This window comes from Stenotrophomonas sp. 22DLJC03, from assembly GCF_056861405.1.
On sequence record NZ_JBSPUG010000003.1, the window covers coordinates 433330 to 446983 of the forward strand.

The following is a 13654-nucleotide window of genomic DNA, read 5'->3' on the forward strand; positions in this document are numbered from 1 at the left end:
GCCTGGAGTCTGTCATGTCGGCCGTCGTCCCCCACCTCCGGTCCCTGCGCATGCGGCTTGCCGCGTTGCGCTCGGCGTCCCCCGGCCTGCTGCTGTGGCTGCAGCCGCACCGGCTCAGCGTGGCCGACAAGCTCAAGGCGACCCTGTGGGTCTGTGGCCTGGGCCTGGTGGCGATCGCCGCCGTCTACGCGTGGACCGGCCATGCCAACTCCCTGGCCGCGCGCAGCCAGGCCAGCTACCAGCGTGGCAGCGATCTGGCTGCCAGCCTGTCCACACGGGTGGCCGAAGCGCGTCGTCTGCAGACCCAGTATGCACGCAGTTTCGATGATGCCGACCGCGCGCAGCTGCTGGCGACGCAGAAGGCGCTGCAGGCCGATCTTCAGGCGCTGCGCGCGATGCCGATGGATGCCGGACGGCGCAAGGCGCTGCAGGCGCTGACCGAAGCCGCCGGCGCGTTCTCGCAGGGTGTGGCCGCCCTGTTCGAACGCGTCGATGAGATGGGTCGTGGCGATGCCGGCCTTGCCGCGCAGCTGCAGCAGGCCGCTGACACCCTGCAGGCGCAGGTGGATGCGCTGCAGCGGCCGTCGTTGGCGCTGTCCCTGCAGAAGATGCGCTGGCAGGAAGCACTGCTGCTGCTCGATGGCGACTCCACCCATGCCGACCGTGCGAGCGAAGAGAAACTGCCATTCGATCTCGGGCTGGTGGGCCTGCCGACCGATGCGCAGGATGCCCTTCGCAACGGCATGGAGGCCTATCAGGTCGCGTTGCTGGGCTATACCGCCGCCCGCGTTGGCCTGGATGTGGAAGCACAGTCGCTGCTGGACACCGCGGCCAGCGTCGCACCGGCGCTGAGCGCCTTCCAGCAGGCCCAGGTCGCCGCGCTGGGCAAGGCACAGGCGCGCCAGCAGGCCGGTGCACGCACCATGAGCGTGCTGTTCGCAGTGACCCTGCTGCTGGTCGCCGGTGTGCTGATCACCAGCCTGATACTGGTGCTGCGCGCGGTACGCCAGCCGATCCAGGACACCCTGCGCTTCGCCAGCGACATTGCCGAAGACCGCCTGGACACCATGCTGCGTGTGTACAACGCCAACGACGAGATCGGCCAGCTGGCCCAGCGCCTGGTCCACATGCAGCAGCGCCTGCGCGCGCGTATCGAAACCGAGCGGGCGGTAGCGCGCGGCAATACCCGCGTGCGACAGGCCTTGGACAGCGCACAGACCGGCTTGATGGTGGTCGATGCCGAAGGCCAGGTGGCGTATGCCAACCCTGCGCTGCTGCAGCTGCTGGATCTGCAGGCCGAAGACCTGGTGGGCGGTGACGCGGTGCGCCTGCACCCGGCGCTGGCCAGCCTGGCCGGCGTGCGCCAGCGCGAGGAGCGCGAGATCGGCCACGCCGGCGTGCGCTACCAGTTGATCGCCAACGCCATCATCGACGAGGGCCATTTCCTTGGTGTCGCGGTGGAATGGCGCAGCCGCGCGCTGGAAACCCTGCTGGAAACCGAGGTGGCAGCCCTGGTCGATGCCGCCGCACACGGTGACCTGCACGGACGTATTGCACTGGACGGCAAGCAAGGCTTCGTGCGTACGCTGTCGACCAGCATCAACCGGCTTCTGGTGACCTTCGAGACCAACCTCGGCGATCTACAGGCATTGCTGGCGGCACTGGCACGCGGCGATCTCAGCGTGCGCATGGAAGGTGAGCTGCAGGGCGTGTTCGCGCGCATGCGTGACGATGCCAATACCACCGTCGCGCAGCTGGGCCGCATCGTCACCCGCATCCAGCAGGCTACGTCCAGCCTCGATACGGGTGTTGGCGAAATCGTCGCCGGTCACCACGACCTGTCACAGCGCACCGAGCAGCAGGCGGCCAACCTGGAAGAGACTGCAGCATCGATGCATGAACTGACCGATACGGTCGGCCGCAACGCCGATGCCGCAGGCCGCGCTGATGCACTTGTCCAGGGCGCGGCGGCAGTGGCCCAGCGCGGCGGTGAGGCGGTCGGCCAAGTGGTGGCAACCATGCATGGCATCAGCGAGGCGTCTCGACGCATCGGTGACATCACTCAGTTGATCGATGGCATCGCCTTCCAGACCAACATCCTCGCGCTCAACGCGGCGGTGGAAGCGGCGCGCGCCGGAGAGCAGGGTCGCAGCTTCGCCGTGGTGGCCGCCGAAGTGCGCCTGCTGGCACAGCGCAGCGCCGAGGCGGCCAAGCAGATCAAGGGGTTGATCGAGGATTCGGTGGCGCGTGTCGGGCAGGGCAACCAGCAGGCCGAACAGGCCGGCACCACGATGGGCGAGATCGTCGGCAGCGTGCAGCAGCTGGCCGAGCTGTTGGCCGGCATTCGCAGCGCGTCCCAGGACCAGCATGCCGGCATCGCGCAGGTGAACCAGACCATCGTGCAGATGGAAGCCAGTATCCAGCGCAACGCCAGCCTGGTGGAAGAGGCCGGCGCCTCGACTGCGCAGATGCAGGCGCAGGTGCATGCCTTGGCAGAAGCGGTGGGGGCGTTCCAGCTGCAGCCGGCGCTGCAGGCCGCACGCGCGGCATGACCGCGGTCGCCGAGTACGGCCCGGCGCTAGCCGAGGCAGATTGAAACGGTAGCGCCGGGCCATGCCCGGCGGGATGGCTCAATACACGTCGCGCCGGTAGCGCCCGCTTTCCAACAGCGTCTCCACTGCGTCATCGCCCAGCGCAGCGCGCAGCACCTGGTCCACGCCTTCGGCCATGCCCTGCAGCGAACCGCAGACATGGATCACCGCGCCACGCTGCATCCACTCGTGCAGCGCATCGGCTGCGGCGTGCAGTCGATCCTGCACGTAGCCACCGTCGCCATCGCGCGAGAACGCCAGGTCCACCCGCGACAGATGGCCATCGGCCTGCCAGGCCTCGATTTCTTCGGCAAACAGGAAGTCGTGCGCGCACTGGCGTTCGCCAAACAGCAGCCAATGCCCGTGCTCGCCAGCATGGGCGGCTTCGCGCAACAGGCTGCGCAGGCCAGCGATGCCAGTACCGTTGCCGACCAGCACCATCGGTGCACCCGGCACGCGGTGGAAGCCGGGATTGCGATGTACGCGGGCGACGATGCTGGCACCGATCGGTGCATGCAGTGACAGCCACCCCGAACCCAGTCCAGCCCGACCGGAGGCGTCATGTACCAGGCGCACCACCAGTTCCACTGCGCCGTCATCCGTGCACGAGGCGATCGAGTACTCGCGGCCGGGCAGCAACGGCAGTCCGCGCAGCCACAGGCAGGCATCCTGCACCGCCAGCGCGGCGTCTGCATCGGGTAGCTCGCGCTCGCTGGCCAGGGCCAACAGCGTGCGCGGGTTGCCTTCCACCAGCAGTGGTTGCAGTGGGTCCAGCCCATGCGCCTTCAGCACTGCACTGGCGTGCCCTGCATTGTGGCGGGGTGCGATATGCAGGATGTCACCGGCCTGCCACCGCACCTTGGCGGGCGCGGCAAGACGGATACGCCAGATCGCGCCACCGATGCTGCCAGGATTGAGGCGGTCGCGGCCGAGCAGGCGCCAGTCATGCATCTGCGTGGCAGCCGGCAGCACGCTGTCATCGGTGGTGATGCCGGTCAACGCGCCCAGCTGCTGCTGCCACTGGCGCAGGGACGGTACCGAGGCAGCATCGACATCGATGCGCTCGAACAGCGGGCGCGCGCCGTTGCCGATCAGCCAGGCATCGACCTGGCGGCCGAAACCGCAGTAGTGCGGGTACTGGCGATCACCCAGCGCGAGCAGGGCGAACTGCAGGCCCGACAGGTCCACGCGCTGCGCGAGCAGCAGTCGCGAAGCGCGTCGCGCCGCATCCGGTGGTTCGCCGTCGCCAAAGGTGCTGAGCACGAACAGGGCCTGCACGGTTTGCTGTAGCTGTGAGCCGTCGACGCGGGCCAATGGCAGCACCTGCACCGCATGTCCGGCGGCCTGCAACAGCGCCGCCGCGCGCCAGGCCAGCTGCTCGCCCAGCCCGCTCTGGCTGGCATGCACCACAAGCCAGGGTAGGTTGCTGCCATCGTCAGTGGCTACCGGCAGCGACTGGCGAAGCCCGCGCGCGGCGCGCTGGCTGCGGCGGCGGTCCAGGTACAGCATCCAGCCGGTGATGAAGAACAGGCTCATGCCCAGACTGCTGAGCATCACCACCACGCGCCCGGGTGCACCGAAGTAACTTCCCGAATGCAGCGCGAACACGCTGGTGGCCAGCTGTCCGCCGGCGCCCTGGCGTGCATACGGACGGGCATCGAGGATCGCACCGCTGGCCGGATCGAGCTGCAGCAGGTCATGTGCACGATCGTGGTGGCCACCGCGCCGCGCCGGATCACCGGCCATCACGCGTACATTGAGTGGCTGCCCGGGCTTCTCCGGCAGGCGCAGGTCGATGTACCCGGTGCGCACGCCCGGCAACGCATACAGCGTGGCCTCGATGCGATCCAGGTCCAGTGCCGCGTCGGCGGCGACCTTGTGCTTCGCTGCCGGCGCCACGCCCAGCAGCGTGTTGGCGGCGCTGCGGTACCAGTCGAACGACCACCACAGGCCGGTCAACGCACTCATCAGGTAGATCAGCAGCACCCAGGTGCCGACCACCGAGTGCAGGCTCCACAGGAAGCCACGGCCGCTGCGCTTCCACTCCACCGCCAACCAGCTGCGCCAGTGCCACCAGCGCCGGGGCCAGCGCAGGTACAGACCGGAGAGGGTGAAGAACAGCAGCGCGATCGCACAGCTGCCGGTGATCCATTTGCCCCGCTCGCCGGCAGCGAGGTGCCGATGCAGGTCTTCGATGAAGTCGAAGAAGGCCTGCCCGCGCAGGGCACTGAAGCGCTCGCCGCTGTACGGATCGAAGTACACCCAGTGTTCCTTGCCTCCGGCAAACCGCGCCACCGAGGGCCGCTGGCCGGTGGCGTCGATCCGCAGGCGCTGCAGGGGGCGCTCGCTTCCTGCCTGGAGCAAAGGCATCAGCTCGCTCAACGCCAGCGGTGGCTGGCCGTCGGCATGGTGCTCGGCGATCGCGGCGAATCCGGGATTGGCGGCACGCAGCAGTTCGTCCTCGAAGGACAGCACGGCGCCGCTGAGGCCCATAACGGCCAGTACGGCACCAGCGGTGATGCCCAGCAGCCAGTGCAGTTGGAACAGGACGTTCTTGAACATCGAAGGAGGAGGGCCTGGAAGGCTGCCGCCCGCATCCTGCGCAACAGCAAATGAGAATTAGTCGCGGAATTCTCCGTGGCGCCCTGCCTGTGGTCAAGCAGGGGGTATCGGCCGGGCGGCGCCCGGCACCCCTCGGAAAGCCCGCTGTTGCTGTTGCCTTGGCTGTTGTTTCTGAGGTTGCCGGCCAGCGGCCGGCACTACCGCGGGTGCAGGGTGCAACCCTGCCAAGACCCTCACTTCACCCAGCTGTCGATCTCGCCGTGGGTGAACGGTCCCAGCTTCGCCTTCTGCAATCGCCCCTGTGCGTCGAACAGCACGCTGTAGGGCAGCAGTCCCTGCGTATTGCCCAGCTGCACGCTGGCATCGCGCGGGCCCGGGGTCTCGATCACGATCGGGTAGTCCACCGGTACCTGCTGCAGGAAGCGGCGCACGTCTTCCGGCGTATCCAATGCCAGGCCCAGCACCTGCACGCCTTCGCTGCCCTGGGTATGGGCAAAGCGTGCCAGCTCCGGCATCTCTTCCACGCAGGGGGCGCACCAGCTGGCCCAGACATTGATCAGCAGCGGGCGACCGGCGAAGCGCTGGCGCAGGTCGAGCGGTCGGCCCTCGAGATCCGGCAGCGTCAGTGCAGGCAGTGGGTCACCCACCTGCAGCGCAGGCGTCGCGGGGGCTGCAGGGGAAGCGGCCGGCGCTGCGGCAGGTGCAGCCGGCGTTGGTGCCAGCCGGTACCCGGCCCACAGGCCGAGGCCGGCGGCCAGCACCGCTGTCCACAGCAGCGCTGGCCGTTGCCATTTCATCGTGCGGTGCGCAGCAGCGCTTCCTCGACCACCGCCTGGGTCAGCAGGGTCGGCAGCACGGTCGGCGGCGCGCCGGGGCCGTACACCACGTACAGCGGCACGCCCACGGCCTTGTGCTCTTCCAGGAACGTGGTGATCTGCGGGTCCACATTGGTGTAGTCACCGCGCATGTACACCGCATTGGTGCGCTTGAGCAGTTCCTTGAACTCCGGCCGCGACAGCACAGCGCGCTCGTTGGCCTTGCAGCTCACGCACCAGTCGGCGGTCATGTTGACGAACACCACGCGCTTGTCGGCGCGCAGGCGGTCCAGCAGCTGCGGCGAGTATTCGACCACGTTGTCGCTGGCCGCCTGTGCGGCGCGCGCTGGCGGTGCCAGCTGGGTGACGCCCCAGGCCGGCACCAGTGCGGCGATGGCCAGCAGCACGCCCAGCAGGGCAACGGCACGCGGGCCGGTCCAGCGGTTGCGTTCGAACAGCCACAGACCGAAAGCGAACAGCAGCAGGCCACCCAGCACCAGCGACATGCCGTCCACGCCGCGCTGCTTGCCCAGCACCCACAGCAGCCATAGCGCGGTGGCATACATCGGGAAAGCCAGCACGTGCTTGAGCGTTTCCATCCACGGGCCCGGCTTGGGCAGGCGGCGTGCCAGCGCCGGCACGAAGCCGATCAGCAGGAACGGCAGGGCCAGGCCGAGGCCGAGGAACAGGAACACGGTCATCGCCTGCAGTGGCGTCGCGATGAACGCATAGGCCACCGCACCGCCCATGAACGGGCCGACGCAGGCACTGCCGACCACGCAGGCCAGCGCACCGGTGAAGAAGTCCCCGGCCGGGCCGCTGCGGCTGGCCAGCGACTGGCCGAGGTTGCCGAGGCCACCGCCGAGGGTGAACACCCCGGACAGGCTCAGGCCCACTGCGAACATGACGTAGGCCAGTGCGGCCACCACGCCCGGGTGCTGCAGCTGGAAGCCGATGCCGACCGCGTTGCCGATCGCGCGCAGGCCGACCATCAACGCACCGATCACCGCGAACGCAACCAGCACGCCCAGCGTGTACCAGAGCGCATGGCTGCGCGCGCGCTGCGGGCTTTCACCGCTCTGTGCCAGGCCGAGTACCTTCAGCGACAGGATCGGCAGCACGCACGGCATCAGGTTCAGCACCAGGCCGCCGGCCAGGGCGAGCAGCAGGACCCACAGGAACGAACGGTCCGGGTTCGGCGTGGCCGCTGGCGGGCGCGTGCGCATGGCGTTGTCGCCGCGCGCGTCGGCGGCGAACGCGTTGTCAGCGGCGGCACTGCCAGCGCCGGCCGGCGTGCCGGCATCGGCGTTGGGCACGGTCGGCAGCAGGCGCAGCGGCGCGCCATTGGCAGCCTCGCGCGGAGCACCGGTGGCGGTCGGCAGCGGGCTGATCACCTCGCTGCGCGGCGGCGCCTGGTTGGCGCTGGCGTTGATCCTGCCGGCCGGGATCGACAGCTTCACCCGTCGCGTCATCGGCGGGTAGCAGATGCCGTCGGTCTGGCAGCCCTGGAAGGTCACCACCAGGGTGCTGTCGACCGCGTCGGCGACAGAGCGGCGCAGCGGCAGCGGCACCTCCACCTGGTTGAAATACACCGAGACATCGCCGAAGTGCTCGTCGCGATGCGACTGAGCGGCCGGCCATCGCAGCTTGTCGGCCAGCACGCCGGCGCTGCCTTCGAGCTTCAGCGAGGTGCGGTCGCGATACAGGTAGTAGCCCGGCGCCGGGCTGAAGCGCAGCAGCAGGGTGTTGCCATCGCTGGCAATGGCATCGAAGCCGAATGCCTGCTCCGACGGCAGTGGCAGCGCCTGGCTGTTGCTGGCCGCACCCGGCAGGCGCAGGCCGCCGCTGTTGCCGGCACCGGCCAGCGGGTTGTTGAACGGGCTGGCCGCACCGGGGCGTGCGGCCGGGGCCGCCGCCTGTGCACCGCCGCCGGGCAGGGTGACCTGCACCACGCGCTTCTGCGGCGGATAGCAGACACCGGCGTCGGCGCAGCCCTGGTAACGCACTTCCAGGCTGATGGTGCCGGCTGCATCGGTCGGTGCGCCGGGCAGGGTGGCCTGCAGCCGCTCGCGATAGGTTTCAACCTCGCCGAAGAAATCGTCGTGGTGCTTGTCGCCCTTGGGCATCTGCAGCGCGCCTGCGTTGAAGGCCGGGTCGGCCTTGACGCTGGTGCGGTGGCGATACAGGTAATAGCCCGGTGCGATCTTGAACTGCAGCTGCACCTGGCCGCGTTCGGGGGCGGTCGCGGTCAGCGCGAACGCCTGGTCCACCGGCAGCAGGTCCTTCTCATCCAGCGCGAAGGCCGGCAGCGAGAGCCACAACAGGGCGCACAGGGCGGCGCCACGCGCAAACAAAGTCTTCAATCAGTGTCCTCCCGGGTCTGTGCCCGGATCCAGTCCAGATACGCCGGCAGGCCGGCCCGGGTTTCGACCGCGATGCACTCCGGGAGTTCATACGGATGCAGTTCGACGACCCGGGCGATTGCGTCATCGACGCGGCTCGCGGTGGTCTTCACCAGCAACTGCAGTTCGGTGTCGGTGGTGACCTCGCCCTGCCAGCGGTAGGTCGACTGCGCGCCCTCCAGTCGTGTGACGCACGCGGCCAGGCGCTCGCCAACCAGCGCGTGCGCGATGCGCTCGGCACTGGCCCGGTCCGGGCAGGTGGTCAACAGCAACAGGACGGGATCGACGGTCGACATGACCGTCGAGTATAGGGCCGCCGCCGGGTCAGGGCCCGGCGGCGGCAATGGACCGCTGCGTTGCGCGGTCAGTTGGCCAGCTGGCAGGTGGCCGGCTTGGCCGAGGTGAACAGGGCGGGGGTGGCCCATTCGGGATGGTCGATGAACGGGTTGCGGTTGCCCTGGAAGCTGTAGATCACGTCATTGCGGGCGCGTTCCGCAGCGCTCGGCGGGTCGGCCAGGTGCCAGTCGATCAACGTCGACAACAGGCCCATGTAGGCCGGCGAACTGCTGGTCTTGACGATCTTGCTGCGGTCGTCGGTCAGCTCCAGGTCCGGCTCGGACTGGCCGGTGGCCGCATCCTTGCCGCCCTCGTAGCGGATGGCCATGTACAGCACCGCACGCGCCATGTCGCCCTTGCGTGCACCCCACACTTCAAAGGTGCCGCCGTTGCCGTCCGGGGTGCGTACCCAGTTCGAATTGCCCGGATAGCCACCGCTGCCGCCGCCCTGGCCGTTGTTGGCCTCGGTGGCACGCTCGCCGCAGTTGGCGTCGCACTTGCCGAACGGCTTGTTGCCGCGGTCGGCGTTCCACTGCGCGTCGGTGAGGTACAGCATGTGGGTGTCGGTGTACGGCGCGTACGGCAGGCCCTTGTCGCCGGTGGTGCTGGCAAAGCCCAGCGAGTTCGGCCAGGTGTGCTCGCGGTTGTACTTCAGGCCGCCGCCGCTGCCGGCGCGATCGGTCCCCTTGGCGTAGCTGCGGTTGCGGTACGCATCCAGGATCCTGCCGCTGTTGTTCGGATCCTCGTCGGCGATCTCCAGAATGGTCCAGGTGCTGGTGCCCGAGCCGCTGTACGAGTAGGCGGTGTGGCCCTTGATGGTGGCGTGCAGCGAACAGCGCAGCTGGCTGGGGCTGCTGGTGTTGACCTTGGAGTAGTAACCGGCCGGCACGCCCGGGTTGCCCGGGTCCGGATTGCCACCGGTGCTGGCCACGGCGAAGGCGATGCGGCTGTCGGCGGCCGGGTGTGCGCCCTGCAGGTCGGTGATGCGCGCGGCGCGGATGTCGAAGCGGCAGGCTTCACCGGCCACCAGCGCAGTGTTGGTGGACAGCTTCACGCTGCGGCCGCTGGACGGGAAAGTCAGCGGTACGCTGCCGGAAGTGCCGCAGCTCAGGGCGAACGCGCCGCTGGCCAGGTTCACCGTCTCGCTGAACACCACTTCCAGGTCGGCGGCGGCGGGGAAGGTGCTGCTGCCCTGGGCCGGGGTGGTGGTGGACACCGACGGCGGCGTGTTCGGGCCCGGGGTGCCGCCACCACTGAAGGTCTGGCCGTTGTTGCAGCTGCCGAAGGTCTGCCTGGCCGACTCGGCCCAGGTGAAGTGGGCGTACTGGCTGCCACTGCCGGTCAGCTGCAGCGAGGTGCCCGGGGCCGTGCTGTTGGTCTCGGCCACCGGAATGTTCTGGCTGGTCATGCCGGCCGCGGGCCCGCCGGACGCTGTGATGGCACCCTCGTAGCTGAGGAACTGGACCACCTTGCCGCTGGCGTCGACCAGGGCAATGCCATCGTTCGGGCCGTTCTGCAGGCCGTTGGTGGGGTAGGTGACCACGGCGATGCTGGCGCTGCCGCAGCCTGCAGCGGTACCGGCGGGAACCGGATTGTTGGCGTAGACCGTGGCGGCCGACGGATTGCTGCCGTTGTAGAGGTACAGGCGGTAGCCGGACAGATCCTCACCGGCGGTGGCCACGACCTCGATCGCTTCGCCGACGTCGCCGGCGGCGGTGCTGTCGTCGTAGTGCAGTTCGTTGATGAAGACCTCGGCCTGGGCCGGCGCGGCGGCCAGTGCCAGCAGGCAGGCAGCGGCAAGCGGGGACAGCAATCGCATCGACTACTCCTTGTGATTGGGAATGCGCGGCCGAGCCTAAGGCCGATCCAGTGACACTTTGTCGTAAATGAACGTCAGATATCTGACAGTGCGACGCGTATCACCAAATGTCGAGGGTTGCGGGCATCCGCTTGTCGCGTTGCACGCGGAACCCCGCCTTCACGCAGCACCTGGGTGCGGCTTTGCCGGGCGGTGAATTTTTTTGCGGGATCGGCCTTGAAAGGCCCGGGGCCAGCTCCATCTCTGTCCTGCTCCCGATTCGTCGGGCTTTTTCGCGAGCAATGCTGGCAGTCACCTTGGGTGAGTGCTAACATCGCCAGACTTTTTCAGACCAATCAATAACTTAAGAGGTCTCTCATGAGCATCAAGCCGCTGCACGACCGCGTTGTGGTCAAGCCGATCGAAGCCGACGAAATCTCCGCCGGTGGCATCGTGATCCCGGATTCGGCCAAGGAAAAGTCCACCAAGGGTGAAGTCGTGGCCGTGGGCCCGGGCAAGCCGCTGGACAACGGCAGCGTGCGCGCTCCGTCGCTGAAGGTCGGTGACAAGGTCATCTACGGCCAGTACGCCGGCAGCTCGTACAAGAGCGAAGGCGTCGAGTACAAGGTCCTGCGCGAAGACGACGTGCTCGCCGTCATCGGCTGAGCTTCGGCGCGACCTGCTTCATCCCCTGATCTCCAATTCCCAGCCGCCGGGCATCGCCCGGCGCTACCAAAGAGGTAACTGCAATGGCTGCCAAGGATATTCGTTTCGGTGAAGACGCCCGTTCGCGCATGGTGCGCGGCGTCAACGTTCTCGCCAATGCCGTCAAGGCCACCCTGGGCCCGAAGGGCCGCAACGTCGTGCTGGAAAAGAGCTTCGGCGCTCCGACCATCACCAAGGACGGCGTCTCCGTCGCCAAGGAAATCGAACTGGCTGACAAGTTCGAGAACATGGGCGCGCAGATGGTGAAGGAAGTTGCTTCCCGCACCAACGACGACGCTGGCGACGGCACCACCACCGCCACCGTGCTGGCCCAGGCCCTGATTCGCGAAGGTGCCAAGGCTGTTGCCGCCGGCATGAACCCGATGGACCTCAAGCGCGGTATCGACAAGGCCGTCGTGGCCGCCGTCAACGAGCTGAAGAGCATCTCCAAGCCGACCGCTGACGACAAGGCGATCGCCCAGGTCGGCACCATCTCGGCCAACTCGGACGAGTCGATCGGCCAGATCATCGCTGACGCGATGAAGGAAGTCGGCAAGGAAGGCGTGATCACCGTTGAAGAGGGCTCGGGCCTGGACAACGAGCTGGACGTGGTCAAGGGCATGCAGTTCGACCGCGGCTACCTGTCCCCGTACTTCATCAACAACCAGCAGTCGCAGACCGCTGATCTGGATGACCCGTTCATCCTGCTGCACGACAAGAAGATCTCCAACGTCCGTGACCTGCTGCCGGTGCTGGAAGGCGTCGCCAAGGCCGGCAAGCCGCTGCTGATCGTCGCTGAAGAAGTCGAAGGCGAAGCGCTGGCGACCCTGGTGGTCAACACCATCCGTGGCATCGTCAAGGTCGTGGCCGTCAAGGCTCCGGGCTTCGGCGACCGTCGCAAGGCGATGCTGGAAGACATGGCCGTGCTGACCGGCGGCACCGTGATCTCCGAAGAAGTGGGCCTGTCGCTGGAAAAGGCCACCATCAAGGACCTGGGCCGCGCCAAGAAGGTGCAGGTTTCCAAGGAAAACACCACCATCATCGATGGCGTGGGTGACAAGGCTGCGGTCGATTCGCGCGTTGCGCAGATCAAGACCCAGATCCAGGACACCTCCTCGGATTACGACCGCGAGAAGCTGCAGGAACGCGTGGCCAAGCTGGCCGGTGGCGTTGCCGTGATCAAGGTCGGTGCCTCGACCGAAATCGAAATGAAGGAAAAGAAGGATCGCGTCGACGACGCCCTGCACGCCACCCGTGCAGCCGTTGAAGAAGGCGTGGTCCCGGGCGGCGGCGTTGCCCTGGTCCGTGCGGTCTCCGCGCTGGCTGGCCTGAAGGGTGCCAACGAAGACCAGAACCACGGCATCCAGATCGCCCTGCGCGCGATGGAAGCCCCGCTGCGCGAGATCGTTGCCAACGCCGGCGAAGAGCCGTCGGTCATCGTCAACAAGGTCAAGGAAGGCACCGGCAGCTTCGGCTACAACGCCGCCACCGGCGAGTTCGGTGACATGCTGCAGTTCGGCATCCTGGACCCGACCAAGGTGACCCGTTCGGCGCTGCAGAACGCAGCCTCGATCGCTGGCCTGATGATCACCACCGAAGCCATGGTTGCCGAAGCTCCGAAGAAGGACGAGCCGGCCATGGGTGGCGCCGGTGGCATGGGCGGCATGGGTGGCATGGGCGGCATGGACTTCTAAGGTCCTGTGCTGCACCGGAAGCGGCCGGCCTTGGGCCGGCACGCTTCTCTGCTGCTGTGAAAGACCCCGCCGCAAGGCGGGGTTTTTCGTTGCCCGGTTGCCGCCGCGTCAACGCATCGCTACGCTCGGCGTCCATGCCTACCTCGTTCATCGTCGTTGACGACTTCCTTTCTCCCGCCGATGCGCACGGCCTGCGCCAGGCGGCGCTGGGCCTGACCTATCCGGCACAGGAAGGCGCATTCCCCGGCCGCAACTCCCTGGAGCGGCTGGAGCTGGACGGCCTGTCCGGAGCTGCGTCGCGGCTGGTCAATGAACCATTGCGACCGGTCAACCCACTGCAGTCGCACGGCAAGTTCCGTCTGACCCTGGCCGGGGATGTCGGCCGCGCGAAAGTGCACACAGACCACTCTCACTGGTCCGGCATCCTCTACCTGAGCGCGCCGGAGCACTGCGAGGGCGGCACCGAGTTCTTCCGTCACCGCCGCACCAACACCGAACGGATGGCCCTGGATGCCAGCGAGCTGGCCGCATTGGGCTATGCCAATGGCGGCGACATGCATCGCGACATCATCGAGCGCGACAGCATCGACGACAGCCAGTGGGAGATGACGATGCGCATTCCGATGCGCTTCAACCGGCTGGTGCTGCTGCGGCCCTGGTTCTGGCACACCGCCGGGCCGGCGTTCGGCGACCGGCCGGAGAACGGCCGGCTGGTGTACCTGATGTTCTTCGAGCAGGCGCGGTAAGCGGG

General features: G+C 67.8%; 9 protein-coding genes. 4 read left to right on the forward strand and 5 right to left on the reverse strand.

Annotation, left to right across the window (positions count from 1 at the left end; all coding sequences use genetic code 11):
* Positions 1 to 14 precede the first annotated feature (14 nt).
* A complete protein-coding gene (locus AC13GA_RS12670) occupies positions 15 to 2552 on the forward strand; it encodes a methyl-accepting chemotaxis protein (RefSeq protein WP_482998261.1) in 2538 nt (845 codons plus the stop codon).
* Positions 2553 to 2630: 78 nt separating this feature from the next.
* Here AC13GA_RS12670 and AC13GA_RS12675 read toward each other — a convergent pair whose 3' ends face one another.
* The 5 genes from AC13GA_RS12675 to AC13GA_RS12695 form a co-directional block, all read right to left on the reverse strand.
* On the reverse strand, positions 2631 to 5153 hold the full coding sequence (locus AC13GA_RS12675; RefSeq protein WP_482998262.1) for a PepSY domain-containing protein: 2523 nt from the start codon (positions 5151 to 5153) through the stop codon (positions 2631 to 2633).
* A 233-nt stretch (positions 5154 to 5386) separates the two neighbouring features.
* Positions 5387 to 5950: a redoxin family protein gene (locus AC13GA_RS12680; RefSeq protein WP_046987298.1), complete on the reverse strand. Its 564-nt coding sequence runs from the start codon at positions 5948 to 5950 to the stop codon at positions 5387 to 5389.
* Positions 5947 to 8331: a protein-disulfide reductase DsbD family protein gene (locus AC13GA_RS12685; RefSeq protein ID WP_136638565.1), complete on the reverse strand. Its 2385-nt coding sequence runs from the start codon at positions 8329 to 8331 to the stop codon at positions 5947 to 5949. Before AC13GA_RS12685 ends, AC13GA_RS12680 begins: the two co-directional genes overlap by 4 nt.
* Positions 8328 to 8666: a divalent-cation tolerance protein CutA gene (gene cutA / locus AC13GA_RS12690; RefSeq protein ID WP_046984236.1), complete on the reverse strand. Its 339-nt coding sequence runs from the start codon at positions 8664 to 8666 to the stop codon at positions 8328 to 8330. Before cutA ends, AC13GA_RS12685 begins: the two co-directional genes overlap by 4 nt.
* A 68-nt stretch (positions 8667 to 8734) precedes the next feature.
* A complete protein-coding gene (locus tag AC13GA_RS12695; RefSeq protein ID WP_482998263.1) occupies positions 8735 to 10525 on the reverse strand; it encodes an endonuclease in 1791 nt (596 codons plus the stop codon).
* A 357-nt stretch (positions 10526 to 10882) separates the two neighbouring features.
* Between AC13GA_RS12695 and AC13GA_RS12700 the strand changes: the two genes are divergently transcribed.
* From AC13GA_RS12700 to AC13GA_RS12710, 3 genes are all read left to right on the forward strand, one after another.
* Positions 10883 to 11170, forward strand: a complete 288-nt coding sequence (locus AC13GA_RS12700) for a co-chaperone GroES (protein WP_006396661.1) — start codon at positions 10883 to 10885, stop codon at positions 11168 to 11170.
* A gap of 83 nt (positions 11171 to 11253) precedes the next feature.
* Complete coding sequence (gene groL / locus AC13GA_RS12705) at positions 11254 to 12903, forward strand: chaperonin GroEL (RefSeq protein ID WP_012512251.1); 1650 nt, start codon at positions 11254 to 11256, stop codon at positions 12901 to 12903.
* A gap of 134 nt (positions 12904 to 13037) precedes the next feature.
* Positions 13038 to 13649: a DUF6445 family protein gene (locus AC13GA_RS12710; protein ID WP_046984259.1), complete on the forward strand. Its 612-nt coding sequence runs from the start codon at positions 13038 to 13040 to the stop codon at positions 13647 to 13649.
* Positions 13650 to 13654 lie beyond the last annotated feature (5 nt).